Source organism: Allomuricauda sp. R78024, assembly GCF_044596045.1.
Classification (GTDB): Bacteria; Bacteroidota; Bacteroidia; order Flavobacteriales; family Flavobacteriaceae; genus Flagellimonas.
The window spans coordinates 628,561-655,410 of record NZ_CP138995.1 but is presented as its reverse complement, the minus strand read 5'-3'; the positions used below and the strand labels follow the sequence as shown (position 1 = coordinate 655,410).

Annotated in this window: 20 protein-coding genes; 11 read left to right on the top strand and 9 right to left on the bottom strand. The window is 37.7% G+C overall.

Annotated features, from left to right (window positions below; genetic code table 11):
* Positions 1-6 precede the first annotated feature (6 nt).
* Positions 7-2,238 (bottom strand): gliding motility-associated C-terminal domain-containing protein, encoded by a 2,232-nt coding sequence (locus SJY44_RS02940; protein ID WP_396591213.1) that lies wholly within the window; start codon positions 2,236-2,238, stop codon positions 7-9.
* A gap of 264 nt (positions 2,239-2,502) precedes the next feature.
* Here SJY44_RS02940 and SJY44_RS02935 point away from each other — a divergent pair, with 264 nt between their 5' ends.
* Positions 2,503-4,188, top strand: coding sequence for a glutamine--tRNA ligase/YqeY domain fusion protein (locus SJY44_RS02935; protein ID WP_396591212.1), 1,686 nt, complete (start codon positions 2,503-2,505; stop codon positions 4,186-4,188).
* 258 nt (positions 4,189-4,446) lie between these two features.
* Here the strand turns inward: SJY44_RS02935 and SJY44_RS02930 are convergent, their stop codons facing one another.
* On the bottom strand, positions 4,447-5,373 hold the full coding sequence (locus tag SJY44_RS02930) for an SPFH domain-containing protein (RefSeq protein ID WP_298923466.1): 927 nt from the start codon (positions 5,371-5,373) through the stop codon (positions 4,447-4,449).
* A 218-nt stretch (positions 5,374-5,591) separates the two neighbouring features.
* On the opposite strand from SJY44_RS02930, the gene SJY44_RS02925 reads away from it, so the two are divergent.
* Entirely contained in the window at positions 5,592-6,155 is a 564-nt protein-coding gene (locus tag SJY44_RS02925) for a hypothetical protein (protein ID WP_396591211.1), read from the top strand.
* Positions 6,156-6,164: 9 nt separating this feature from the next.
* Here the strand turns inward: SJY44_RS02925 and gltX are convergent, their stop codons facing one another.
* Positions 6,165-7,676, bottom strand: a complete 1,512-nt coding sequence (gene gltX, locus SJY44_RS02920; protein WP_396591210.1) for a glutamate--tRNA ligase — start codon at positions 7,674-7,676, stop codon at positions 6,165-6,167.
* Positions 7,677-7,808: 132 nt separating this feature from the next.
* Between gltX and SJY44_RS02915 the strand changes: the two genes are divergently transcribed.
* The 6 genes from SJY44_RS02915 (at position 7,809) to SJY44_RS02890 (ending at position 15,728) form a co-directional block, all read left to right on the top strand.
* Positions 7,809-11,243, top strand: a complete 3,435-nt coding sequence (locus SJY44_RS02915; protein ID WP_396591209.1) for a hypothetical protein — start codon at positions 7,809-7,811, stop codon at positions 11,241-11,243.
* Positions 11,236-11,655 carry an rRNA maturation RNase YbeY gene (gene ybeY, locus SJY44_RS02910; RefSeq protein WP_396591208.1) on the top strand — a complete coding sequence of 140 codons (420 nt, stop codon included), beginning with the start codon at positions 11,236-11,238 and terminating at the stop codon, positions 11,653-11,655. Before SJY44_RS02915 ends, ybeY begins: the two co-directional genes overlap by 8 nt.
* Positions 11,656-11,657: 2 nt before the next feature.
* The gene (gene mnmG / locus SJY44_RS02905; RefSeq protein ID WP_396591207.1) at positions 11,658-13,526 is read left to right on the top strand and encodes a tRNA uridine-5-carboxymethylaminomethyl(34) synthesis enzyme MnmG; all 1,869 of its coding nucleotides are present in this window, start codon (positions 11,658-11,660) and stop codon (positions 13,524-13,526) included.
* An 88-nt stretch (positions 13,527-13,614) separates the two neighbouring features.
* Entirely contained in the window at positions 13,615-14,175 is a 561-nt protein-coding gene (locus SJY44_RS02900) for a hypothetical protein (protein ID WP_396591206.1), read from the top strand.
* Positions 14,153-14,983 (top strand): class I SAM-dependent methyltransferase, encoded by an 831-nt coding sequence (locus tag SJY44_RS02895; protein ID WP_396591205.1) that lies wholly within the window; start codon positions 14,153-14,155, stop codon positions 14,981-14,983. Before SJY44_RS02900 ends, SJY44_RS02895 begins: the two co-directional genes overlap by 23 nt.
* A 238-nt stretch (positions 14,984-15,221) precedes the next feature.
* A complete protein-coding gene (locus SJY44_RS02890; protein ID WP_298923450.1) occupies positions 15,222-15,728 on the top strand; it encodes an OmpH family outer membrane protein in 507 nt (168 codons plus the stop codon).
* 86 nt (positions 15,729-15,814) lie between these two features.
* On the opposite strand, the gene SJY44_RS02885 is transcribed toward SJY44_RS02890, so the two are convergent.
* From SJY44_RS02885 to SJY44_RS02870, 4 genes are all read right to left on the bottom strand, one after another.
* A complete protein-coding gene (locus SJY44_RS02885; protein ID WP_396591204.1) occupies positions 15,815-17,806 on the bottom strand; it encodes an amidohydrolase family protein in 1,992 nt (663 codons plus the stop codon).
* 131 nt (positions 17,807-17,937) lie between these two features.
* A complete protein-coding gene (locus tag SJY44_RS02880) occupies positions 17,938-18,402 on the bottom strand; it encodes a GNAT family N-acetyltransferase (protein WP_396591203.1) in 465 nt (154 codons plus the stop codon).
* Between the two features lie 80 nt (positions 18,403-18,482).
* Complete coding sequence (locus SJY44_RS02875; RefSeq protein WP_396591202.1) at positions 18,483-18,881, bottom strand: DoxX family protein; 399 nt, start codon at positions 18,879-18,881, stop codon at positions 18,483-18,485.
* A 13-nt stretch (positions 18,882-18,894) separates the two neighbouring features.
* A complete protein-coding gene (locus SJY44_RS02870; RefSeq protein WP_396591201.1) occupies positions 18,895-20,046 on the bottom strand; it encodes an ATP-binding protein in 1,152 nt (383 codons plus the stop codon).
* Between the two features lie 132 nt (positions 20,047-20,178).
* On the opposite strand from SJY44_RS02870, the gene SJY44_RS02865 reads away from it, so the two are divergent.
* The 3 genes from SJY44_RS02865 (at position 20,179) to SJY44_RS02855 (ending at position 24,134) form a co-directional block, all read left to right on the top strand.
* Positions 20,179-21,369 (top strand): phosphoglycerate kinase, encoded by a 1,191-nt coding sequence (locus SJY44_RS02865; protein ID WP_396591200.1) that lies wholly within the window; start codon positions 20,179-20,181, stop codon positions 21,367-21,369.
* Between the two features lie 119 nt (positions 21,370-21,488).
* Positions 21,489-23,132 carry a LysM peptidoglycan-binding domain-containing protein gene (locus SJY44_RS02860; protein ID WP_396591199.1) on the top strand — a complete coding sequence of 548 codons (1,644 nt, stop codon included), beginning with the start codon at positions 21,489-21,491 and terminating at the stop codon, positions 23,130-23,132.
* Between the two features lie 12 nt (positions 23,133-23,144).
* A complete protein-coding gene (locus SJY44_RS02855) occupies positions 23,145-24,134 on the top strand; it encodes a DUF4837 family protein (RefSeq protein ID WP_396591198.1) in 990 nt (329 codons plus the stop codon).
* Positions 24,135-24,221: 87 nt separating this feature from the next.
* On the opposite strand, the gene SJY44_RS02850 is transcribed toward SJY44_RS02855, so the two are convergent.
* Together SJY44_RS02850 and SJY44_RS02845 are read right to left on the bottom strand one after the other, a co-directional pair.
* Complete coding sequence (locus SJY44_RS02850; RefSeq protein WP_163420760.1) at positions 24,222-24,392, bottom strand: DUF6747 family protein; 171 nt, start codon at positions 24,390-24,392, stop codon at positions 24,222-24,224.
* 270 nt (positions 24,393-24,662) lie between these two features.
* Positions 24,663-26,723, bottom strand: a complete 2,061-nt coding sequence (locus SJY44_RS02845; protein WP_396591197.1) for an OmpA family protein — start codon at positions 26,721-26,723, stop codon at positions 24,663-24,665.
* Between the last annotated feature and the right edge of the window lie 127 nt (positions 26,724-26,850).

Genomic DNA, 26,850 nt, shown 5'->3' with positions numbered 1-26,850 from the left:
CTGCTTTTATCTGATAACAGTTATAGTTCCTTGTTTTAGACTTTGTCCCTCTCGGGTGACTTTATAGTAAAAAATCATATTGGCTTTATTGAACGAAGTAGTGGATTGTGGCCAATTATTTTCATAATTGGATTGGCTAAATACCTGTCTCCCTCTTTCATCAAATATGGTAACAACAACATCGTCGTTTCTTGAGTATGTGTTTGGCAATACCCACAAATCATTTATACCATCTCCGTTTGCTGTAATAACATTAGGAATGGAAAAAGTATCTCTATAGGTCACCGTAATAACCCTACTAGTAGTACAGTTACCAAAACTTGCTACTAATAGATACTCACCTTCTTGCTCAAAATTGAAAAAATCCAGAGTACCCAAAAGCGAGTTGCCAGTATCAAACCATTGGTAAGATTCAGCGCCGCTAGCGGTTAAGGTTTCTGTTTCACCTTCAATAATTACTAGGTCTTGTTCTTTATCAAGTGCAAGTAGTGATTCATCAAAAGCCCTTATGGTTAATTCATTGGAAACCACTGGACAATCATGGGTTCTTATTATTAATTGATAAACACCAACTTCTGTTGCTGTAATTTCTTCTGAAGTGGTATCTATAATAGTTCCATCCCTTAACCATTCAAAAGTCTCATCACCTAAGCCTTCAGAGCTGTTAAGAACAATCGGGTCAGCACCATCACATAGAACAGTTCCATTCGCAGTAATTTCTAAGATTTGATTAGTAGGCAAAATCACATCCAAACCATTGGAAGTAGCATTAAAGACTCCTAAAACACCACTTAATGTATAAGCTCCATTTTCTTCAAAACCTGAAACTGTGATCGTTTTGGAAGTTTCACCACCAACATCGCTTCCGTCATGGGCCCATTGATAAGTAAAAGATGATTGTATATCTGACGTAACATCTGTTTTTGAACCTGAACTACTAACAGCGTTGATAGTAGAAAGGCTAAGTGTTGCATCGCTACTTTGACATGAGATGTATGAACCAACATAGTCAATTACAAACTCAAAAGAGTCTGGAGAAACTACGGTTGTGCTTTCAGAATCTAACGGAAAAGCAGAACATCCACCTCCATTTTCAGTCACTCTTGCAAAGTATACACCTACTTGGTTAATGTCCAATGAACTATTGGTGGCACTTGAAATAGGTGCTCCATCTTTATACCATTGATATGATGGTGTTGTTGCGGTTGTAGTTACAGAAAGTGTTTTGGTTTGTGCGGGCAATAAAACAATGTCTCCATCATTTTGTCTTGTCACATTAAAATCACCAAGATTTCTTATGGTTACAGCTGGCGAACGTTCTAAACAGGCAGCTGCTCCTTCAACCTCAACCTCATAATTTCCCTCATAACCAGTTATTGATGTATTTATATTATATGTGTCTCCCTCTAAAGTAGGTCCAGAAACTACTGCTCCATCTTTATACCATGTATAGGTAAGGCCCATACCGGTTATATTTGCTTGAAGAGCATGAACATCTCCCGGACATAGTCCAATATCATCTGACCCATTTATAGCAATTCCAACACTGCTTCCAGTAGAAAGTGTAATTGTATTGGAAAGGGTGTTGGCAGAACCCGAACATACAGATCCGTAATCTAACTCCACATAATACATTCCTGGAGTGGAAACTGTGAGGTTTTCAGTCTTTTCTGATAGTAGCGTACTACTTCTATACCAATTGTATCTGTAATTATTGGCGTTTGGAATATTGTGTGGCGAAAGGGTAACAGATCCTCCCCCGCAAGATTGTATTAAACCTCCAGAAGGAATGGACCCACTTCCGTTTTCACTAATAAGCAAAGGGGAATTGAATTCAACATAGTGCATTGGATATGCATCTGTTGCAGGACTCGTTTTTGCGGGGCTTGTACTACGAACACGCAGTTTGTAGTTCTCACCACTTACATCTGTGGGGACCGCAAAAGTAAAATCAAAATTGAACTCCATGTTTTTGTCCCCAACCCTGGAAAGTTCTATAGGGCTTCCAAAGTTTCCGTTTCGATCTGATAGTTCAAGGATAAATTCATTGCTTGAGTCTACCAAAGGAGGACTCCATCTAAAGCTTACATCGTATTCGTTAAAACTATCCGAAGCACATGCAGCTGTCCAAATCGTTGTTGGTTTATCTAGTACTTGGGCCCCTAAGAAGTGGGTGCCAAGCAGCATAATTGCGAATGCAATCACAAAAATGCTATTATACGAACTAGTTTTCTTCATCAGCGTTAGTTTTAAGAGGTTATGGGCAATAATGCCCTATAAATTGTGCCCCTTAATTTTGTTTAGTTCTGCTAGGCGCCATAAACGCCCACTATTTCATATAATATTCTAATAACAAATATGCTTTTAATTTGGTCGAATGGAAAGATATTGTTGTAGGGTATGGTAAAACTGTTGTGAAAATGGCTTTCTTTGTATACACCAAGACATGATTAATGGCTACAAACGCTGGATTTTACTACATTTGCGCTTCAAATTTTTAGAATGGAGGAAGAAGTTAAATCGTTGAATTTTATTGAGCATATTGTTGAGGAAGATTTGGCAAATGGATATGGCCAGCAAGACTTGCGTTTTCGCTTTCCGCCAGAACCAAATGGATACCTCCATATAGGCCATGCAAGCTCTATTTGTCTAAATTTTGGATTAGGACTTAGATACAATGCGCCCGTGAACCTGCGCTTTGATGATACCAACCCGGCAAAGGAGGAGAAAGAGTATGTGGACGCCATTAAAAAAGATGTTACTTGGCTGGGATATGAATGGGATACTGAGCGTTACGCGTCCGATTATTTTCAACAGCTCTATGATTGGGCCGTTGAGTTGATCAAACAAGGCAAAGCGTATGTTGACAGCCAGAGTTCTGAGGAAATGGCTGAGCAAAAAGGAACCCCTACAGAAGTAGGAAAGGAAAGCCCATACAGGAATCGTTCCGTAGAAGAGAACCTATCTCTTTTTGAAGGGATGAAAAATGGGGATTTTGAAGAAGGAAAGCATGTGCTACGCGCTAAAATTGACATGACTTCTTCAAATATGTTGATGCGCGACCCTATCATGTACAGGGTATTGCACAAACCACACCACAGAACAAATACCGATTGGTGTATTTATCCTATGTATGATTGGACCCATGGTGAAAGCGATTATATAGAACAAGTCTCGCATTCTCTATGTACACTGGAATTTTTGCCGCACAGAGAGCTATATAATTGGTTTTTAGACCAATTGGTAGATTCTAATAAATTGCGCCCTAAACAACGTGAGTTTGCCAGAAGAAATCTGAGTCATACTGTAGTAAGTAAACGTAAACTGTTACAATTGGTGGAAAATGGTGTAGTTGACAGCTGGGACGATCCGCGCATGCCAACCATCTCTGGTCTGCGACGAAGAGGGTACACTCCGGAATCTATCAGAAATTTTGCAGAAACTATCGGTATTGCCAAAAGAGAAAATGTAGTGGATGTTTCTTTGTTGGAATTTCATGTTAGAGAACACCTGAACAAAATTGCTCCAAGAGTAATGGCCGTACTTAATCCACTAAAGGTGGTCATCACCAATTACGAGGAAGGCAAGGAAGAATGGCTAGAAGCAGAAAACAATCCAGGGGATGAATCTGCGGGCAGTCGAAAAGTTCCATTTTCTAGAGAGTTGTACATAGAACAGGAAGATTTTAGAGAGGAAGCCAACCGCAAGTTTTTTAGATTAAAGCTTGGTGGTGAGGTTCGTCTTAAAAACGGATACATTATAAAAGCGGAAAGCTGCACCAAAGATGTTGAGGGAAACATAACAGAAGTTCAGTGCACTTATGACCCAAAGAGTAAAAGTGGCAGCGGCACGGAAGAAAGTTTACGAAAAGTAAAAGGAACCTTGCATTGGGTTTCCGTTCCACATGCCATTAAAGCAGAAGTTCGGTTGTATGATCGCTTGTTCAGTGATGAAAATCCAGATGGACATAAGGACAAGGATTTTATGGATTTTGTAAACCCTGATTCTTTGGAAAAAATTACTGGATATTTAGAACCAAGTATGAAAAATGCAAAAGTTGGAGATAGATTTCAGTTTCAGCGTTTGGGATATTTTAATGTAGACACGGATTCAACAAATGAAAATTTGGTTTTCAACAGAACGGTTACTTTAAGAGATACTTGGGCCAAATTAGAGCAAAAATCTTAACATAAGGTTTATCTATTCAAAACCAACAATACCATTTGGTTTATTTATTAAAATGCATTTGTTTTAAGGCGTTTTCAGGGCGTTTTCAAAAAGAGTAGATTAGATTCCTTGCTTTTTTTCAAAAGTTGGATGAGGGTCTTTAAAAAAAGGATTCGTGTAAATTTTGATAGTTCAAGTCTTGAGACAGAAATTTGATGTTATAAAAACAAAAAAGGGAGCAATTGCGCTCCCTTTTTAATTTGATAGTTTTAGATAGGGTTACTCTTTTTTCTTCACATGGGTTTGCTTCATAGATTCCCCGATCATATTACTTGCCGTAAATGAGGCAACCATATTGTTGAGCATATCACTACCTGCTTGTGGAGAATTTGGCAGAAGAATTAAATTGGTGTTGGTTTCCTCCCCAATAGATTGTAAAGTGTCATAATGTTGGGTCACTACAATGAGGGCAGATGCCTCTTGTGAGTTGATGCCAACTTTGTTCAAAACCTCAACAGATTCTTCCAGACCTCTGGCAATTTCGCGACGCTGATCTGCAATACCCTGTCCTTGTAGTCTTTTGCTTTCCGCTTCAGCTTTTGCTTTTTCCACAATTAAGATTCTAGCGGCGTCACCTTCAAATTGAGCGGCAATCTTTTCTCGTTCAGAAGCATTAATACGGTTCATGGCTTCTTTTACCTGCGCATCAGGATCAATGTCGGTTACCAAGGTTTTAATAATATCATACCCATATTCCAACATGGCTTCTTGTAATTCTGATTTTACAGCGATGGCGATATCGTCTTTTTTTACAAAGACATCATCCAATTTCATTTTTGGAACCTCGGCACGGACCACATCAAAAACATAGGAAGTAATTTGATCATGAGGATATTCCAATTTATAAAAAGCCTCATAAACTTTAGATTTGATCACTACATATTGCACCGAAACCTTAAGTTTTACAAAAACATCATCTAAAGTTTTGGTTTCTACGATCACATCCAGTTGCTGAATTTTTAAACCAACACGGGTTACAATTCTATCCACTAATGGAATTTTCATTTGCAAACCAGATTGACGAATGCTTTGAAAACGACCAAAGCGTTCAACAATAACCGCTGTTTGTTGTTTAACTATAAAGAAGGAAGAAAAGAGGATGATAAGCCCCACAAATATTAAAGGAATAAGAAGAAAGTTGCCCATAGCGTATAGATTTTAAGTTAAGAAGTTAAAGTACAAAACTCTGTAAGATATAGGTAGCCAATAATCAAGTTTTGTTACACATCTGTCAATTGAGGGTCGTGATTTATCGCAGGGGAGTCAAAATAAGAAGCTAGCCTAATGAAATAGGAATTTTCTTAACTTGTAATTTATATTGGTATATGATTATTAATTACATGCAATTATTGGCAACAGTTTAAATGAAACTAGAAACAGATACTTTTATAAAATATTTTTCCGAAAATCGGAATGAATATAGTGACCCAAAGATTAATCAAGAAGATGGAGTTATTACTCTTGTGAGCAAAGGATTTGATAAAATGAATTTGATTGGAAATTTATTCATTGTCATTTTTGTTCCAATAATTATAATCATTGTAATTGCAAACAAACAATTGCCAACATCAACAAGTTCGTTTCTAATAGCAATAGCAATAATTTGGTTTATTGTGACCCTTTACAAACGGATTCAAAAAATTGTAGCTAACAACAATATAATTATTGATGTTGAAAACCAAAATATAACTATTGTTCCACAAGACTACTTTCGGAAAAACATTTTGAAAATTGATAGCCGGAATTTTTCTTTCAATTCAATCCGCGGAATTAAAACTAAAATAAGGAATTACGATAAATTTAATTCCGGACTTAGATTAGTACTATCACATAAAAATAAAGAAATAACCCTAGTTGATATTTGGACTAAACAATTGGGTGCGAAATTGAATCAATTTATTCAAAAAGTCGTTTCAACGAAATTATAGACAAAACCATCACCCCAAAACCTCCAATGCCGTTTTAATCCTTCCAACACTTTCCTTTTTTCCAATAAGTGCAAGAATATCAAAAATATGAGGGCCTTTTAGTTCCCCAACAATAATCAACCGTAAGGGGCCCATCACTTTTCCAAAGGAAAGTTCACTATCCGTAATCCATGCTTTTACATGGGTTTCAATAGATGCTGAGCTAAAGTCTTCGATAGCATCCAATATCTCAGCTACTTTTTGCATCAATTGCGGCGTATCTTCCTTCCATTGTTTTTTTACCGCTTTTTCGTTATACGAAGTAGGAGCCTCAAAAAAGTAATTGCCCAACTCCCAAAAATCAGCGACATAGTCAGCACGTTCTTTTATTAAAGTGACTGCTTTTTCGATATAGGCAGTGTCGTAAGAGGTCTCGACTGCGCTCGACTTGACAGCGATAATTGGTGCAAACAAAGCCGCAAGTTCTTTGTCGCTTTTCTTTTGAAGGTATTGGTGGTTGTACCACTTCGTTTTTTCAGGATCAAAACGCGCACCAGATTTGTTTACACGTTCCAGGCTAAAAGCTTCAATCAATTCTTCTAAACTAAACAGCTCTTGTTCCGTTCCGGGATTCCACCCCAAAAGGGCCAAGAAGTTGACTACAGCTTCTGGAAAATACCCCGCTTCACGGTACCCCTGGGATTCGTTCCATGATAAAGGAAAAACAGGGAATCCTCCTTTTTCACCATCTCGCTTACTCAGTTTCCCCTTGCCAACGGGCTTCATAATTAGCGGTAGATGTGCAAATTCTGGAGCCTTCCATCCAAAGGCATTATATAATAATTGATGAAGCGCCAAAGAAGGGAGCCACTCCTCTCCACGAATTACATGCGTAATTTCCATTAAATGGTCATCCACAATATTTGCCAAATGATAAGTTGGCATACCATCACTTTTAAAAAGGACTTTATCATCAAGAATGTTGGTGTCTATTTTAATTTCACCACGAATGATATCTTGCAACAGCAGTTCTTGATCTTGCGGTGACTTAAAACGAATGACATAATCTTCCCCGGCATCCAGTTTCTTCTGGGTCTCTTCAGCCGTTAATGAAAGCGAATTGGAAAGCTTTAATCGGTTGTGCCAATTATAGATAAAAGTCTTCCCCTTTTCCTCATGGTCTTTGCGGTGGAAGTCCAATCGCTCCGAGGTGTCAAAAGCATAATAGGCATGTCCTTTTTCAATGAGTTCCATAGCATATGCCTTGTACAAATGTTTACGCTCACTTTGTCTGTATGGCCCAAAATTCCTTGCTGCCCCAGGTCCTTCGTCAAAAGGAATACCACACCAGTTCAGAGCTTCCCCAATGTATTCTTCGGCACCTTCTACATATCGGTTTTGATCGGTATCCTCTATACGAAGCACAAAATCACCACCATGTTTTTTGGCAAACAAATAATTGAATAAAGCGGTACGTACACCACCTATATGTAAAGGCCCAGTTGGGCTGGGAGCAAAACGAACCCGTACTTTTTGACTCATGCTATACTAAATTGAGCCGCAAAGATACTACTTGGTGCAGCACTAGAAAACTGTTGAGGGAATGTGTTTTAACAAAAAGTTTTCAGGACTATTCCTTGCTATCGGGTATCTTGGTAGTAAATATGACGGATTTTGAATAGTTATCAGAAGATACTCGGCAAGCTCAACGAGTTTACTAAGAAGTATTATACCAAGCAATTGATCAAGGGAAGCTTGCTATTTTTAGCAATTGGACTCCTCTTTTTGTTAGGCGTAATGTCTTTGGAATATATACTTTGGTTAAATCAAGATTGGCGCCTTGTGTTGTTTTGGGTCTTTTTACTAGCCGAGTTGTTCTTGATCTATAAGTTTATAGCGGTTCCCTTGTTTTTTCTATTCAGGATAAGAAAAGGAATTTCCAACAAAGAGGCCTCACTGCTAATAGGAAAACATTTTTCACAGATAGACGATAAGCTATATAATTTGCTGGAGTTGGCTGAGAACCAATCAGCATCGGAACTTTTATTGGCCAGCATTGAACAGCGGAGCGAAGGATTGAGCAAGGTATCTTTTGCTAAAGCAATTGATTTTAAGGAGAGCTTTAAATATGGAAAGTATGTGGTGATTCCTATTCTTATTTTAGGCTTTATATGGTTGTCTGGAAACATTGTATCATTTTTTAATTCGTACAAAAGAGTTGTCAACTATGATATGGCTTTTGAGCAACCGGCACCCTTTACCTTTCTGGTTTTAAATGAGAAGTTAGAGGTTTTGGATAACGAACCCTTAACCATTCAGGTTACCACTAACGGGGAAGTAAAACCAGAGAACGTTTTTATGGTGGTTAATGGCGATGAACTATTGCTCAAGAATCAAAATGGCATCTACACGCACACTTTTGAAGCACCTGTTAGCGAAAGCAATTTTTATTTGATGGCGAATGGTTGGAGTTCTAAAAGCTATGCCATACGAAGTTTTAAAACACCGGCTTTGTTGGATTTTAAAATGCGGCTGAACTTTCCAAAGTACACACAACGAATAGCAGAGCTTGTTACAGGAACAGGAAACGCCATCATTCCAGAAGGCACTCAGGTAACATGGAATATTGAAGGAAAGCATGTTGAGGAAATCAATATTTCTGTAAGGGATACTACAGTTGCTTTTAGCAAAGAAAAAAATGTCTTTACCTATACGGATGGTGTGTATAATGATTTTTCATATGAGCTGAGTACGTCAAATGTCAATGTAAAGAACTTTGAAAAACTCGGATATCAATTGGAAGTTGTAAAGGATGCATATCCTTCGGTTGAGGTGAGCCAGGTGTTGGACTCCGTTAATCCTAACCAATCTTTTTATACTGGCCAAGCCGCTGATGATTATAAAGTAAGCAAGATACGCGCGGTTTGCTATCCATTAGACAATAATCAAGATACACAAAGAGTGCTTTTAGAATCTCCAAATAGCAATGTGCATCAGTTTTATTATACGTTTCCGTCTGGTTTTACTTTGGAAAAAGGCAAGAACTACAAATTGTACTTTGAAATTGTTGATAATGACGGACTTAGAAAGGGAAAAGTTACCAAAAGTAAGACATTTAGCACATCACTTTTTGATACTAATCAATTGAAAAACAAAGAGTTAGAATTTCAGAATACTGTTTTGAACAAGATGGATAAGTCTCTGGAAAAATATAAAGAACAGCAGGAGACACTTTCAAAAATCAATGATAAGCAAAAGGAGGAAAAGACCTTAAACTTTGATGACAAGAATGAGATACGGGATTTTTTACAAAAGCAAGAACAGCAGGAACAGTTGATGGAGAAGTTCAGTAAACAGCTAAAAGAAAGCTTGAACAAGGAGGACAGTTCAGATGAAAGAAAGAAGATGCTACAGGAAAGATTGGAACGACAGGAGTTGGAAGCAAGAAAAAATGAGAAGCTACTGGATGAGTTGAACAAGCTAGCGGATAAAATAGATAAGGAAGAGTTAAAGAAGAAGTTAGAAGAGCTTGGAAAGAAACAGAGTTCAAGTGCCCGCAACTTGGAGCAGATTTTGGAGCTTACCAAGCGCTATTATGTAACGGAGAAAATGGCACAGTTATCTAAAGAGCTTGATGAGTTATCAGAGAAACAAGAAAAGCTTTCGGAGGAGGATAGTGCAATTTCTGAGGCAGAAAAGAAACAACAAAAATTGAACGAAGATTTTAAAGAATTGGCCAAGGAGTTGGAGGAACTTAAAAAGGATAATGAGAACTTGAAAAAGCCAATGGGCATAAATGTTAAGGATAAAGACAAAGAAAACGTTCAGGAAGATCAGAAAAAGGCGTTGGACGAACTAAATAAGAGTAAGGAAGAACAAGAAAAATCTGAAGAAGAAAAAAGTAAAGCAGCTAAGAGCAAGGCTGGCCAAAAGCAGAAATCTGCTGCTCAAAAGATGAAAGAGATGAGTAAATCATTACAACAAAGCTCTATGGGCGGTGGAGGTTCTTCTATTACGGAAGATGCTGAAATGTTGAGACAAATTTTAGATAATTTGGTGACCTTTTCTTTCAAGCAGGAGAAACTATTTGAGAACGTAGAAAGTTCAGACGTTGACGTTTCTCAATTTTCTAGAACGGTAAGAGACCAAAAGGAACTAAGAAGATTGTTTGAGCATGTGGATGACAGCCTATTTGCATTATCACTTCGAAGAGCGGAGCTATCTGAGTTTGTTAATGAACAAATAACGGAGGTATATTATAACATTGATAAGTCCCTGGAGAGTATCGCCGAAAACCAAGTTTTTCAGGGGGCATCATATCAACAATATGTCATTAATGCGACAAATGCATTGGCTGATTTCTTGGCGAATATTCTTGACAATATGCAACAGAATATGAAACCTGGGCAAGGCAGCGGTCAGGGAGGCGGTGATTTTCAGCTACCCGATATCATTAAGGGACAGCAGGATGTTCAAGAGAAGATGGGGAGTTCTGGTAAGCAGAGCAAAGGTAAATCAGGACAGGAAGGAAAAGAAGGAGAAGGTCAAAAGGGAGAAGACGAAAAGCAAGGTTCTGGGGATAAAGGTCAGGAAGGTACTCAGGGCAAAAAGGGAGAAGGAGAGGGTGGCCAAGGCGGTAACGGACAACAAGGAAATGAAAAGGGTAATGGAGGCCAAAGTGGTGAGGGGGAAATGGGATTGGAAGAAATTTATGAAATCTACAAGGAGCAACAATATATTCGCCAACAGCTGGAAAAGCAGTTGAATGATTTAATAAACAACGCTGACAGGAATCTGGCCAAAAAACTTATCCAGCAAATGGAGGATTTTGAGAATGATTTATTGGAGAACGGAATTACACAACGGACAAGGAATAAAGTGAATACGATTCAACATGAATTATTAAAGCTTAAGAATGCAACTTTAAAACAAGGCAAGAAAAGGGAAAGAGAAAGCAACACCAATCTTAATAATTTCACTAACCCTATTACTACAAAGCCAGAGTTGCTTAAGGAATACCAGAACGACATTGAAATATTAAATAGACAAGCACTACCTTTGCGGCAAAATTACGAAAAGAAGGTAAAGGTTTATTTTAAGAATGATTGATTTCCATTTTGAGTCAGACTTTGTTTTAAATGATAAAACCCAATATTCCGATTGGGTTACTAGAATTATAGAATCGGAGGGCTTTACAGAGAAGCAATTGGACTATGTTTTTTGTACGGATGATTACCTACTAAACATCAATCAGGAGTATTTGAATCACGACACCTATACTGATATAATTACGTTTGATTATTCGGACGGCAGGGCACTTTCAGGAGATATTTTTATTTCAACGGAAAGGGTCACAGAGAATGCCAAAGCGTACAAGGTAAGTTTAGAAGAAGAACTCTTAAGGGTAATGAGTCATGGCGTGTTGCATCTTATGGGCTTTGGAGACAAGACGAATGAAGAGCAGGAGTTAATGAGGAAGAAGGAAGAAGAAAAGATAAAATTGTTCCACGTGGAACACTAGATATGTTTGAGAAAGAATATGATGTTATAGTTGTTGGTGGTGGACATGCGGGAGCTGAAGCTACGGCTGCTGCTGCCAATATGGGTTCTAAAACTTTGCTGGTTACCATGAACCTTCAGACCATTGGACAGATGTCCTGTAATCCCGCTATGGGCGGAATTGCCAAGGGACAAATTGTTCGTGAGATAGATGCATTGGGTGGTTATAGTGGTATAATTACGGACAAGTCTGCGATTCAGTTTAAGATGCTTAACAAATCCAAAGGGCCTGCTATGTGGAGTCCAAGAGCGCAGAATGATAGAATGCGTTTTGCTGAGGAATGGAGATTGGCTTTAGAGAACACTCCGAATGCAGACTTTTATCAAGAGATGGTTTCTGGTTTGTTGGTTGAGGGAGATAAAGTAGTTGGCGTAAGAACATCTTTGGGAATTGATATTAAGTCCAAAGCGGTTGTATTGACTAATGGAACTTTTTTAAATGGCCTTATCCATATTGGAGAAAAACAATTTGGAGGAGGAAGAGCTGGAGAAAAAGCAGCTACTGGAATTACTGAACAGCTTGTTGATTTTGGTTTTGAAAGCGGTAGGATGAAGACAGGTACACCTCCGAGGGTGGATGGTCGTTCTTTGGATTATTCAAAAATGATTCTTCAGCCAGGAGATATCAACCCCGAAAAATTCTCTTACTTAGAGACTCCAGTTCTAACAGAACAACGTGATTGTCACATGACTCATACGAGTGCTTTGGTTCATGATTTATTGCGCGAGGGGTTCGATAGGTCTCCTATGTTCAATGGAAGAATTAAGAGTATTGGACCTAGATATTGCCCATCAATCGAGGATAAAATTAACCGCTTTGCTGAGAAAGATTCACATCAGATTTTTGTGGAACCTGAAGGGTGGCATACCGTTGAAGTCTATGTAAATGGTTTCTCTACTTCCTTGCCGGAAGATGTTCAATATACCGCGCTAAAATCTGTTAAAGGATTTGAGAAGGTAAAATTCTTTAGACCTGGTTATGCTATTGAATATGATTATTTTCCACCTACGCAGTTAAAGCACACCCTGGAAACAAAGCTTATAAACAACTTGTATTTTGCTGGTCAAATAAATGGAACAACAGGGTACGAAGAAGCTGCCTCCCAAGGATTGATGGCAGGAATAAATGCACATTTAAAAATCAATGAAAAGGACTCTTTTATTTTAAAAAGGGACGAAGCCTATATAGGCGTTTTGGTTGATGATTTAATTACGAAAGGAACAGAAGAACCATATCGTATGTTCACCTCAAGAGCAGAATATAGAACCTTGTTACGTCAAGATAATGCGGATTTACGCTTGACACCTAAAGGCTTTGATATTGGCTTGGCCACAAAAGAACGGATAGAACGGATGGAGAAAAAGGAAAAAGAGGCTGATGCCTTTGTGGATTTTTTTAGGAAAACCAGCTTTACTACCAACGAGATAAATCCCATTTTGGAATCGGTTTCTTCAGCAACGGTACATCAATCTGACAAGCTTTTCAAAGTGTTTTCTAGGCCAAAAGTTACCATGGACCACATGCTTCAACTAGACTCTGTTTCTAGTTTTGTTGAACAAAACAAATTAAACTCCGAAGTTTTGGAGCAAGCTGAAATCCAAGTAAAGTATTCAGGTTATATAGAAAAGGAAAAGAATAATGCGGATAAATTGCACCGTTTGGAAAACGTAAAGATTCCAGATGGATTTGATTATTCTAAATTAAAATCCTTGTCTTATGAGGCTAGAGAAAAACTTGAAGCCATACGCCCGGTTACGATTTCCCAAGCTTCTAGAATTAGTGGTGTTTCTCCTTCAGACGTAAGTGTTTTATTGGTTTTTCTAGGGAGATAAGGCTAGTTTTGTTCCACGTGGAACAAAACTTAAATACTTCTTTCTTGGCCTAATTATTGATTCATTTTATGGATCAAACTAAACACCAATGAAGAAAATTCTACTCCTAGCAGCTATTGGGATTGTTTTAAATTCATGCATCCCAATCAGAATTGCACCAAGCATCAAAGATTATAAAGTTGTCAAAGGCAAAAGATTTAAACGCGGACTGCCAAAGAAAACAGTTTTCGTTTTCGAAGATTCCAAAGACGCGGATGAATTTTATAATTACGTAAACACTAAGTTTCAACTTCAGGATTATTACGTTGACACCCAAGTTCCATTTACATTAAATAATGAGCAGTTCTACTTTTCTTTTTATGAAGTAGAAATCAATGATAAGGTTATCAACCTTTTTCCTATTGTTTTTGATGTTGCTTTTAGTGCCGCACTTGGCAATGATGAAATTGAGCCTATCCTTTCTGAAGATGCAGAACCGATTTTAAGATCAGGAAATTGGTATATAGCGATTGAAGTTTTTAGTAATGCAGAAAAGGACTGCTTGCGAGAAGATTCAATTTCAAGGAATGTGGTTTTACCGTATCTTCGAAATCTTAAACAGGAATACCTTTCCACCCATAATTACAATGAAGTCGTTTTTAAAAACTAAAGATTTTTCAGTCTCTCAAGAGTCCTTTGAATTGCATTATTATTCAGAGTTGGAAATGCTGGTAACGCATCCACAACCAAAAGACTTAAGTCCGTATTATGATAGCGAGGTATACATTTCCCATACAGATGCTAAAGCTTCTTTTGTTGACAAATTATATCAGAAGATAAAGCAATATAGTCTTAAAAAAAAGATTCAACTTATTGATAATCAAATATATAACTCAAAAAAACTGCTTGATTATGGCGCTGGAACCGGCGATTTTTTAGCAAAAGCCATTGAAAACGGGTTTGAAGGCGAAGGGATAGAGCCAAATGAAAAAGCCAGGACAAATGCAGAAAGGAAGGGAATCCAATTATATGCGGATGCTGCGGCGATAAAAGGAAACACTTATGATGTAATTACCTTATGGCACGTTTTGGAACACTTGCCAAATTTGGATACGCAAGTGAAACAAATAAAAAATTTGTTGAAGGAAAATGGAACCGTAGTGGTCGCTGTTCCAAATTACAAATCTTACGATGCTAAATATTATGGCACGCATTGGGCCGCTTATGATGTTCCAAGACACCTTTGGCATTTCTCCCAAACATCAATCAGTAGAATTTTTGAAAGACATGCGATGGAGGTAGTTTCAATTAGACCTATGCTTTTTGATTCGTTTTATGTTTCGCTCTTATCTGAAAAATACAAAGGGAACAAATTGTATTTGTTCAGTGCTTTTTTTGTTGGACTATGGTCTAATATCAAAGCGAATTTTTCAAAAGAATATTCGTCATTGATTTATGTAATAAAAAAGAAAAATTAAGCCATTTTAGGCTATTTCTGATCACTTCTTCCTTCACAATGTGTAATTGTCCTTTCAAAAAAAGAAATGCGCAAGGAGGCTATTTCTGAAAGCCCGCTCAATAAATAAAATCGATTTATATCCAATTCTTCAATAAACATTGCTTATAGCGGTGGTAAAAGCTTTTTTTGGATTCATAAAAGATATTGGTAGTCATTCAAAAAGCTTTTCTATTTTTGCGCATCATTAAAAGAGAAACATGAAAAAACTTATAGTATTTGCAATCGCTTTGACCGCTGTTGCTTGTCAGCAAAACAAGATTGGATATGTGGACAATGTGAAACTAATGGATGGCTATCAAGAAAAGGTAGATGTTGAAGCCAGATTTAAGGTTAAGGCCGATGCATTGACCAAAAAAAGAGATAGTATTTCACAGGCATTTCAGATAGAACTTCAAGCTTTTCAAGCAAAAGCACAGAAAATGTCGCAAAAAAATGCTCAAGAAGAATACAGCCTGTTACAGCAAAGAGGACAATTTGTAGGGCAACAACTTCAGCAAGAAGAACAACTGTTGCAACAAGGAAGCCAAATAGAAATGGATTCTTTGGTAAGCAAAGTTAAAGAAGAGATTAAAGGATATGGTAAGGCAAATGGCTATACCTATATTCTTGGAGGTGGAGATGGTGGAGCTGTACTTTATGGCGAAGATGCACAAAACCTTACTGAAGCCGTTCTAAAAATATTGAACGACAAGTATAAAAAATAACATTCGATTATCCGAGTTATAAAAGCCCATCGTTTCTAGATGGGCTTTTTTTATGCTGTACAAAAGCAAGTTGGATATGGAAAAGGTTATTCAAAATGCTTAATGCCCAAAGACTCATAAAGACTTTTTGGGTTAAAGATTTTACCGTCTTTTATGGTCAAGACAACCCGCCTAATATCACTGATATTCTCGGACGGATTACCATCCACCAAAATAAGATCAGCAAGCTTTCCTTTTTCGATGGAACCTAATTTATCGTCCATAGATGTGTTTTTGGCAGATGTTATTGTGGCCAATTGCAATACTTCATTAGCCGGAATTCCAGCACGCACGTAGTTTTCCAATTCTTTATGTAACGCAAACCCTGGCATGGCATCCGTGCCCGGAAGTATGGTGACCCCGTTTATGTGCAGTTCATAAATGATATCCAATAATTTTTGGAAAGAGTCCTTGAACTGTTGTTCCCTCCCCTTCGGAATGGGCAACCCTACAGAATAAAAATCACGCTGGAGCTGAATGGGCAGTCTGTCCAGAATAGCTTCAAATTGAGGGTCGGGCTCATCTGCTTTTGAAGTAAACATGCCCTCAAAAAAGGAAACTGTTGGGTCAATCTCAATGCCTTTGTCTTTTAGAAGGTTGACAAATGATTTAAATTCTTCACCTTTCAAATCTAAGGCATGGGCATGTTCGGCAACGGCTGAAAATCGCAGAGGTGTTCTTGTATCAATAGTATCTGACAAGAAATTAAGCACTAACATATTTACATGCTGTATTTCATCAAACCCATCTTTTATTGCATCTTCTGCCAACATATGGGCGGGAATATGCCCACTTAGTTTCAAATCTAAATCATGTGCTTTTTGCGCAAGTGGCTTTACCCAAGAAGGGTCTATTGAACTGTATAATTTAATCTGTTGGTAGCCATTATCCTTAAAATCTTGAATAGCTTTTAACCCTTCATCAACATTTGTAATAGTGAGCCCCGGACCTGCAAAAGGGCCTTTTTGATCTATAAACCCGGACATGGTTACTATGCGGGGGCCAATACTGGTGTAGCTATCAAATTCTTTTTTGATTTCAATAAGTTCCATGGAATTGGCCATATCCCTTATGGAAGTTACTCCTGCCGCCAGATGCAATAGACCATCTTCTTTTTGCACATGACAATGATTATCAAATAACCCTGGGAGTAAGGTTTTGTTTGCTCCGTCTATTATGGTTGCATCATCAGGTAATGAAGCATCATCTGGGAAGATGGCTTCGATTGTATTTCCTCTAATTACAACTGTACGATTAGGCAAAGTTTCCCCGGTATTGGAATCAAACAGATTTACATTTTTTATGGCAACAGCTCCACTTGGAGTCTCTGTTAATTCTTGAGCTAGAGACCTAAAGAAGGCATTTTCCTTTTCAGTCTGTATTTCTAACAAGGGCCCCATAAGTTCATTATTTTCGGATTCAATTATGGTTAGCCATGATGATACTGAAGCAAAAACCCTGTCATCTGCATCTAACCAGATATAGGATGGCACCAGTCCAAAACCTGTAATTTCCAAGATTCTTAAGGCCTTGTTTTCAACTTCAACGTCCTCAATAGTTGCAATATTTACAGTTCCGCTTGGCAACAGTTCCACAGAATGGTTGGGTGAGGCCAACAACTTTCTAATCAATAACTCTGTATCTCCCAAAGTACTATTTACACTAGCATAAAATGGATTTCCATCAGACACGGCACTCCCTTGCTCTGAGGTGCTTTTCCAACTGGCCTTTTCCGCACTATAGTCAAAAACTTCAGAGATGGTATCCTTTAGATAATTAACCCCAGATATTTTAAGGGAGGTAATGGAACCTTTGTCATTTAGCTTAATTTTTTCTTCAATTTCAGGACCTCTTCCCCTATCGTTATATTCAAAAGAGAAGACATAGTTTCCTTCAGCGTCCATGGTGCTAGAGTGTTTTCCGGCAAGATTTCCTCTCATATAGACATTATAGTCTTTGGAGGCATATGCCTCTTTTTTGTCAGAAGAACTACAGGAGACCAGCAGAATAATTAGGAAAATAGAAAGTGCATGTTTCATGTTATTTATTTTAGGAGATTGTTGATTTTGTTTTAAGCGTACTAGTTTGGCTTTTAACCAAATGATAATCTAACATAACTCCAAAGATACCAGATAATGAATAGTTTTTATGGTAAGGAAAATCCACCTTTTTAGCTGTTTTTTGGACTGATGGTGTCAAAAGTAAAATGATGTACCTTTTCACCAGGTCCAAAAGTAGATTCATAAAATTTTACAGCTTGAACATCTTCAGAATGAGCATCTACAAAAATGGTTTCAACACCAATATGGCTATTCTTTAAATAGTTGATTAACCTCTTTCCTACACCTTGGTTATGAAAGGCAGCCTTTACAGCGATGTCATAGATATACAACTCACTTTTATCTGTATAATATTTTTGAAACTCATAAGCGGTCAACCCTCCAATAACGATATCATTTTTGATGGCGACAACACCATAAAATTCAGATTTTTGAAGCAGGCGTACTAGGTGGTTTTTAGAAGCTATTGTATGGTATTCATCAAAAACCTCATTAAACAACTCCACGAGCTTTATGAATAATTCCAAATCGCTATCACCGAGTCTTAAAATCTGAATTTCCTCATTTGTTTTCATGATATTCAACTTAAGGGATTTATTCTGCCCATGGTTAAGGCATTTTTAAAAACACTGACTGAAGAATATTGCCAATAAAATTAAGATTGAAGCAAGTACAGTAAGAGGATGGTTGGAATCAAATAAATAACTATCGTTTTTGCCCCCTCATAGTCCTTGGCAACCCTTTGCCCAAATAAGAGCAGTAATAAAGTAACTGCAGAAAGAATTGCCGCGCACAAGGCCATATTGCTCTCACCTGCAGCTATAAATTGAAAAGCGCCAACAGTAGATAGAATACCTGAAATCATTTCAGCAAGTAAAATGATCCCAAGAAGCACGGGCACCATGCCTTTGAAAAAGGTTTTGGAAAAATGGCCGGTTAACCAGGACAAGTTTCCTTTCCAGTCCATAATTTTGTCAATACCACTTTGTAAGAATGTGATCGCTAAGAAGGCAAGCAACAAAATCTGTGTTGCATGTGAAGTAAAATTTTCCATATCGTATTGGTTTTTAAGCCGCTTTGGTATGAAGCAACCTGGTGAGTTTTATAGAGAGATCTGTGAAGATAATTTTAGAATTTCCATTGCGTTCCACGTGAAAAATTGCCTTTTCCAACTCTTCCACAATATCCAAAATGTTGTTTTCATGGACAAAGGGCGCAAACTTTTTCAAATTAAACCCTTCTAAATGCATTTTTGCATAAACCAAGCTATCTGCTTTATAATTTAGCAAAAGTGCCTGGCGCATCATGGTTAGGCAATAATGTAAGAATTGTTTTTGAACCTCTCTTCCTGTTTTGGCGACCTCATCACTCCAAAGAATCAATTCTTGTATAGCGGCCTTGTTTCCCTTTGCCTTAAAGGCACTTCGGACCCATTGTACAAACCAGCGCTCAAAAACTAAATCTTCAGAATCGTTGTTTAACAGATCCAAAGCCTTATTAAAATTGCCATGTGCTTCATGCGCAATGGAAATTGCCTCAGGTTCATTTGAACCTCGCTTTATCAATTCAGTAGAGATGTCACTTTGTGCAAGAGGGGGAAAATGTAGAATTTGGCAACGCGAAAGAATAGTATTGATAATTTTTTCCTCCTCTTCAGCAATTAAAAGTAGAACCGTTTTTTCTGGTGGCTCTTCAATAAGTTTTAAGAGCTTGTTGGCAGCAGAAATATTCATTTTTTCTGCCATCCAAATCACCACTATTTTATAGCCTCCCTCATAAGATTTGAGTGAAAGTTTTTTAACCACATCCTGTGCCTCATCAACCCCTATCTGGCCTTGCTTTTTCTCTATTCCTATAAGCCTGTACCAATCAAACAGATTGCCATAGGGCTGTTCGTCTACAAATTGTCGCCAATCTTGAATGTAATGATCACTTACAGCATGGGATTTTACCTTATCGGAATTGGACACTGGAAACACAAAATGTAAATCTGGATGAGTAAGAGAATTACACTTAGCATTACAAGCCATATTTTCCCCATCGTTTTCACCTCCAAGATTGCCACAAAGTAAATATTGAGCGTATGCCAATGCCATAGGAAGGGTTCCGGAACCCTCTGGGCCAATAAATAATTGTGCGTGCGCCACCCTGCTAGAGTTAGCAGTGGTCACCAAATGTTTTTTAATATGCTCAAGGCCTAAAACGTCTTTAAACAGCATGCTCCAAAGATACATTTTTTAGGTTCCATATGTTTTAGATGATTTTTTGTTGCAACTCTAAAAATATGATGATTATGACCAAACTGGAAAGCAGGAAATCTTTACATTTGAGCTTGCCATAAACAAATACTAATGAAGACCATAGAGGATTACAATTTTGAAGATAAAAAAGCATTGATTCGTGTTGATTTTAATGTGCCACTGAATGCAGATTTCAACGTTACCGATACCAGCAGAATTGAAGCTGCAAAACCCAGTATCCTAAAAGTTTTGGAAGACGGTGGAAGTGCTGTCTTAATGAGCCACCTGGGCAGGCCCAAAGGAAAAGTAAATCCAGATATGTCACTAGCCCATATTTGTGAAAAAGTTTCAGAAATTATTGGAGTACAGGTAAAATTTGCAGAGGATTGTGTGGGAGACATTGCCGATGCGGCAGTTTCAGAATTACAAAGTGGTGAAGTATTGTTATTGGAAAACCTTCGCTTTTACAATGAGGAAGAAAGTGGGGATGAAGCTTTTGCAGAAGCACTTTCCAAGCATGGTGATATTTATGTGAATGATGCATTTGGAACAGCGCATAGAGCACATGCTTCTACAACTATTGTTGCAAAATATTTCAACGAAAGCAAGTGCTTTGGGTATTTGTTGGCAAAGGAGATTAAGGCCATAGAAAAGGTAATGCAAACAGGAGAAAAACCAATAACTGCTATTTTAGGGGGCGCAAAAGTTTCTTCTAAGATTACAATTATTGAAAATATCTTGGACAAAGTGGACAACTTGATTATTGGAGGTGGAATGACCTACACTTTTGTAAAAGCTCAAGGGGGGAAAGTTGGAGATTCCATATGTGAAGATGATAAAATGGAATTGGCTCTTACTATTTTAAAGCAAGCTTCTGAAAAAGGGGTGAAAATCCATTTACCTGTTGATGTTTTGGCTGCGGATGCTTTTGATAATAATGCAAACACCCAGTTTATGGATGTTAACGAGATTCCAGATGGGTGGCAAGGTCTTGATGCAGGACCACAAACTTTGGAAATCTTTAAACAAGTGATTTTGGATTCCAAAACTATACTTTGGAACGGACCCGTTGGTGTTTTTGAAATGGAGAGTTTTGCCAAGGGAACTATTGCCGTGGGTAATGCCATTGACGAATCAACACAAAACGGAGCCTTTTCACTTGTTGGAGGAGGAGATTCTGTAGCTGCGGTAAAACAATTTGGATTTGAAGACAAGGTGAGTTATGTCTCTACTGGTGGAGGTGCAATGTTGGAAAGTTTAGAAGGAAGAACACTACCTGGAATCGCTGCAATATTGGGCTAATATGCACGTTATGAATTAATAGGAGAAATCCTATGCAATGCTATGTTTTGGACTGAAAACTTTAATATTTCAGAAAAAAACACCATTTTCGTTTGCCCCAAAATCAAACCTTGTCCAAAATGAACCAAATATTTAAAATAGCTGTATCCACAGCGCTTCTTTTTTCAGCTTCTTCGCTCTTTGCACAAGAGATGGATTCCACAGGCACAAAACAAACTAATTCTAAGGAAGTTTTATTGGAATCTTCAGAAGAAGACTCTGTTTCCGTACAACCAATCAAGCCATTGAACCTAAAAATTGCTGAAGACAAAATAGACGGCAACACCATTGCAATATCTGTTGGGGATGACAGCAAAACCAAGTTGATGGACCTGGAGGAGGCAAGAAGATATGATAGTCTTTGGCTTAAAGAACTGCATGATAGTGCGCAGCTCTTTAGTGAACTGTTGCTTGAGGTACAAAATCCGTCCGAAGAAGAAATTACAATGGTTGATTTACCAACGGACACGCTTAAGGCAAGATTGGCATTGTTAGATGAAAAAACACCTTTCAATATTTCGTACAACTCTTCTTTGGAGAGTGTGATAAAGTCTTTTTTGGTAAGAAAGAAAGATTTAATGCAAAGGATGATTACTGCCAGCCAGTTTTATTTCCCATTATTTGAGCAAGAACTGGATAACCAGGACGTTCCGTTAGAGATAAAATACTTGGCCATTATAGAATCTGCATTAAACCCTAGAGCAAGATCAAGAGTTGGCGCTAAAGGACTATGGCAGTTTATGTATGGCACTGGAAAAATGTATGGTTTGGAAGTTAGTAGTTATGTGGATGAACGTAACGACCCTATTTTTGCAACCAAAGCGGCGGCAAAGTATTTATCAAAACTCCATGGTATTTTTAACGATTGGGATTTGGCATTGGCGGCATATAACTCAGGCCCTGGGAACGTAAACAAAGCAATAAGACGATCTGGCGGCTACAAGAATTATTGGAACATTAGAAGAAACCTTCCACGTGAAACAGCTGGTTACCTACCTGCTTTTCTAGCGACCATGTATATTTTTGAATATGCTGAGGAACATGGGCTTCAATATAAAAAAGCTGATAGACCTTATTTTGAAACGGATACAGTTCACGTAAAAAACCTAATTACGTTTGACCAAATATCTAAGTTGGTAGATATAAGTAAGGAAGAACTGGAAATGTTAAACCCTGCATACAAACTAAACATTATACCTAAGATAAAGGGCAAAACTTACGCACTTCGCTTACCAGTAACTAAAATTGGAAAGTTTGTAAGCAATGAAGAGGCCATTTATGCATATGCTAAAAAAGAATTGGATTCTTTGGAAAAACCTTTACCGCAACTAACACAGGCAAAAAATCAGGTTAGGTATAAAGTTAGAAGCGGGGATTATTTGGGGAGAATAGCAGAAAGATATGGTGTTGGGGTTAGTCAAATAAAAAGATGGAATGGATTGCGAAGCAACAACTTAAGAGTAGGACAGCGACTTACTATTTTTCCGAGAAAACCATATATTTCCAAACAAGCAGTGGCTAAAACAAGCACATCAAAATCATCCACAGCCACATTGGCAAGCAATGGCTCCAAAGTGCATACGGTTAAGGAGGGAGACTCCCTTTGGACCATATCGAGAAAATATCCTGGAGTTTCTATAGAAAATTTACGAAAATGGAACGGTCTTAGTGGTAACAACTTAAAACCGGGCACAAAACTAAAATTGTGCGATTGTTCTTCGTAAATTTAACTCGAGATGAAAAAATTATCAGTATTATCCATCGCCATGATATCCATGGTGATGTTATCATGTAAAGATTCTGGACCAAAACCGCGATTTCTGCCCCCTTCAACAGGCGGCATTAACTCTCTTATGGTTGTCATGGACACTGAGCTTTGGCAAGGTGGTGTAGGCGATAAAATTAGGGAACAGTTTGCAGCTCCTGTATTGGGTCTGCCTCAAGGAGAACCTAAGTTCAGTATAACTCAAATTCCGCCACAAGTATTTAAAGGAGCTATTACATACTCAAGGTCTGTTCTTTTTGTGCAGCAGGATACATTATCGCTTGCCCATATAAAAACGGATGTATACGCCAAACCTCAAAAAGTGGCTGTAATAAAAGGAGAAACCTATAATGATTTGGCAGGAAACATTGATTCCTTAGCTGGAATGGCCATTGCATCATATAAAAAGGTAGAAATTGCTGAGGCTCAAAAACGGTTTACACGCTCTTTGAATAAAGAAAAAGCATTTGAAGAAGAGTTGGGAATAAGCTTAAAAGTTCCATCATTATATAAGGTTGGAAAACGTGAAAAGAATTTTGTTTGGATGGATATTCAAATTCCTAAAGGAACTATGAATATTGTTGCATACAGCATGCCGTGGGATAGTTTTTCTAATGATTCCACTTTTGTAAACGATATTGTAAAGATGAGGGACTCTATAGGGAAGAAGTATGTGCCCGGACCTTATGAGAATACTTTTATGATTACTGAAAAAGCTTTTTCACCTTATATTTTCCCTGCTCAAATAGGAGGAAAGAAAGCTGCAGAAGCTAGAGGAATATGGGAAATTAGCGGATACCCAATGGCAGGCCCTTTCTTAACCTATATTATCAATGACAAAGAGAATAATAGGAAACTCGTTCTGGAAGGGTTTACTTTTGCACCTTCTGCAGAAAAACGAGACTATATGTTTGAATTGGAAGCGATTCTAAGAACCGTTAAGTTTAACAACGGTTCCTGAAAATTAGACAAGTTAATTGTAAAACAGAAAAGCCCAGTGCTCCCCAGCTAGCTGGGCTTTTTTGTTCTTTAAATACCATGGATTTACTTAGTCAAAAGCAAAACCCGTAGCAATTCTATATACAAATGCGTATAGCACTATAAAGAACATTACAAAACTAAACCAGGCAAATACTTTAAAGTATTTTTCTAATAAAATACTACCAAGGTTTCTAAATCCTTCTAGATAAATTTCTTTTACGAGTATTAATTTCTTCATAAGTCAGCTTTTTAAGATTTAAAGACAGGACAAAGATTATGCTTTGGCAAGCAGCTCGAAAAACAACAGGATGAAAACCCAAAAAAGAGTGACAAACAGCCTGCTTTTTTTTAAAACCCTATGAAGCACAAATATTCATCGGCAAAATACAAGTGAAGAATAACAGGATAACGAGAGGAACATCGATGTAATACAGTCCGAAGTATAAAAAAGCATTAAAAAAGCCCCAACCGATAGGAAGGGGCTTTTAAATTATAAGGTATATAGCAGCTACATTTCTACTATTATAAACTCTGAACGCCTATTCTGTTGGTGCTTAGCTCTAGAACATCTAGTTCCATCAGCACAATCATTTAATAGCTGTTCCTCGCCATAACCTATGGCGCTTTGTACTCTTGAAGAATCAATGCCCTGCGAAATAATATAATCCCTTGTGGCTTTTGCGCGTTTGTCCGATAAGTATTTGTTGTAGGCTTTCTTACCGATGGCATCCGTATGGGATTCTATTTTTATGACCATCTCTGGATATTCCCTCATTACCTCTGCCAACTTATCCAGCTCTTGTGAAGCCTGTTGTTTAATATTAAATCGGTCAAAGTCAAAATAAATAGTTTCTGTTTCCAGTTTTAGGACACCTTTTTCTTCTTCAATGATTTCCTTCAATTGTTTTAAGGACTGAGTCACCGTAATCCTCTCATTGTTTTTGGTGTTTGTTGATAGGCTATCTTCAAAATAACCTTTTTTAACTGTCCTTACAGTATACTTGTTTGAAGGCGCAAGGTTTTTAAAGATAAAACTACCGTCCTTTTCAGTTAGCACGGAATCAATCTTAAGATTGTCCTTGTCAAATAGACTAACCATGGCATCCGCAATAGGATCTTCACTAATAAGGTCCTGTATGGAGCCTGAAATGGCATTAAGGTTTAAGATGTGCTTAAAAGAATATATATCATCGTCTCCTTTTCCTCCTTTTCGGTTTGAGGCAAAATATCCTTTTTCGTTGTTTTGATCTATTATATATGAAAAATCATCTCTATTGCTATTGATGGGCTCTCCCAAATTAATGCCCACGCCAAAAAAGCCATCTGCATAATCTGCTCTATAAATGTCTAAACCACCCATTCCCATATTCCTGTCAGATGAAAAATAAAGGGCATTTTCTGTTATATAAGGGAACATCTCCTTTTTGCTGGTGTTGACAGTCCTACCTAGATTTTCTGGTTCAGAGAAAGCACCATTTTCTAGAATATCCACCTTATAAACATCAGTTAGTCCAAAGCCGCCTGGTCTATCTGATACAAAATATAGTTTTTTGCCATCTGGACTTACTGAAGGATGACCAGTAGAGAAGTTTTCACTGTTAAATGAAACTTCTACTGCCTTGGTCCATTCATCATCTACAAACTTAGACTGATAAATTTTTAGATGATTTATTCCGTTTTTACCACGCTTAAGCTTTTTACCATAATTATTTCTTGTAAAATAAATGGTTTTTTGATCTGGCGAGAACGCGACAGAAGCTTCATGGTATTTTGTGTTGATTTGTTTAGAGAATTTTTTCGGACTTGTTAGATCCTCACCCTCGTCATCTGCCTTTGCCACATATAAATCTAGGAAAGGCTGGTTGTTCCACTTGTATCTTCTCGTAGTAAGGAAGGAAGAATCATGTGCTGATGCAAAAACAACTTCTGACTCATTATGGAACATTGGGGAAAAATCCGAATATTTTGAATTTATCGCCATATTCTTAATCTCTACCAAAGCAGGAGCGTTAGACGCAATGTTATCCTTATCCAATTCGTTAAGCGGCTCATCTCTTTTCTGCCTGAACAGCTTAGTAAGCTTAGCAGCTCTTCGATACCGTCCAGTTCCTTTTAGGCTATGGGCATATTTAAAGAACTTTTCCTCGGTGATTCTTTCTCTGAACGTTTCATAAAGCTCATGGTACCACTTATAGGACTTTTCTAGATTACCGGTATAATAATGTGAGTCGCCCGCATTGGAAAGAAGTTTGAAAGTATGCTTAGCATCACTTTTTTCTAGGACCACATCATATACACGGGCCGCCTCGGCATACCACATTTTATCAAAATAAGAATCTGCTTGTTTAATGAGCTTGGCAGTTGTGCCTTTTTCGCGAACAAACTTGGTTAACTCTCTACGGTCTAGATTTTCAAGTTGTTTTATAAAAACTGGTCGGGAATATTCAATCGGTTGTTCGCTAGGGGGGGTTAAAGACAATTCTTCATCCTGAAACTGCAATAGGGAAACCTCCTGGGATTTAAGTCCAGGTGCAAGAATGAGAAATAAAATTAAAATCAGTCTTTTCATAATCACTCCGTCTGAATAAATTATCGTCAGGTGATTGATTGGGTATTATACCAAAAAGCATAACACCAGTTTCAAACGCTAAAATAGAATATGGTTGTAGCGTTTATAACTTTTTGTTGTGAAAGAG

Excerpts from the sequence above, each read along its gene's own strand:
- SJY44_RS02940 (WP_396591213.1), bottom strand. The coding sequence starts at position 2,238 with ATGAAGAAAACTAGTTCGTATAATAGCATTTTTGTGATTGCATTCGCA.
- SJY44_RS02935 (WP_396591212.1), top strand. The coding sequence starts at position 2,503 with ATGGAGGAAGAAGTTAAATCGTTGAATTTTATTGAGCATATTGTTGAG.
- SJY44_RS02930 (WP_298923466.1), bottom strand. The coding sequence starts at position 5,373 with ATGGGCAACTTTCTTCTTATTCCTTTAATATTTGTGGGGCTTATCATC.
- SJY44_RS02925 (WP_396591211.1), top strand. The coding sequence starts at position 5,592 with ATGAAACTAGAAACAGATACTTTTATAAAATATTTTTCCGAAAATCGG.
- gltX (WP_396591210.1), bottom strand. The coding sequence starts at position 7,676 with ATGAGTCAAAAAGTACGGGTTCGTTTTGCTCCCAGCCCAACTGGGCCT.
- ybeY (WP_396591208.1), top strand. The coding sequence starts at position 11,236 with ATGATTGATTTCCATTTTGAGTCAGACTTTGTTTTAAATGATAAAACC.
- mnmG (WP_396591207.1), top strand. The coding sequence starts at position 11,658 with ATGTTTGAGAAAGAATATGATGTTATAGTTGTTGGTGGTGGACATGCG.
- SJY44_RS02900 (WP_396591206.1), top strand. The coding sequence starts at position 13,615 with ATGAAGAAAATTCTACTCCTAGCAGCTATTGGGATTGTTTTAAATTCA.
- SJY44_RS02895 (WP_396591205.1), top strand. The coding sequence starts at position 14,153 with ATGAAGTCGTTTTTAAAAACTAAAGATTTTTCAGTCTCTCAAGAGTCC.
- SJY44_RS02890 (WP_298923450.1), top strand. The coding sequence starts at position 15,222 with ATGAAAAAACTTATAGTATTTGCAATCGCTTTGACCGCTGTTGCTTGT.
- SJY44_RS02885 (WP_396591204.1), bottom strand. The coding sequence starts at position 17,806 with ATGAAACATGCACTTTCTATTTTCCTAATTATTCTGCTGGTCTCCTGT.
- SJY44_RS02880 (WP_396591203.1), bottom strand. The coding sequence starts at position 18,402 with ATGAAAACAAATGAGGAAATTCAGATTTTAAGACTCGGTGATAGCGAT.
- SJY44_RS02875 (WP_396591202.1), bottom strand. The coding sequence starts at position 18,881 with ATGGAAAATTTTACTTCACATGCAACACAGATTTTGTTGCTTGCCTTC.
- SJY44_RS02870 (WP_396591201.1), bottom strand. The coding sequence starts at position 20,046 with ATGCTGTTTAAAGACGTTTTAGGCCTTGAGCATATTAAAAAACATTTG.
- SJY44_RS02865 (WP_396591200.1), top strand. The coding sequence starts at position 20,179 with ATGAAGACCATAGAGGATTACAATTTTGAAGATAAAAAAGCATTGATT.
- SJY44_RS02860 (WP_396591199.1), top strand. The coding sequence starts at position 21,489 with ATGAACCAAATATTTAAAATAGCTGTATCCACAGCGCTTCTTTTTTCA.
- SJY44_RS02855 (WP_396591198.1), top strand. The coding sequence starts at position 23,145 with ATGAAAAAATTATCAGTATTATCCATCGCCATGATATCCATGGTGATG.
- SJY44_RS02850 (WP_163420760.1), bottom strand. The coding sequence starts at position 24,392 with ATGAAGAAATTAATACTCGTAAAAGAAATTTATCTAGAAGGATTTAGA.
- SJY44_RS02845 (WP_396591197.1), bottom strand. The coding sequence starts at position 26,723 with ATGAAAAGACTGATTTTAATTTTATTTCTCATTCTTGCACCTGGACTT.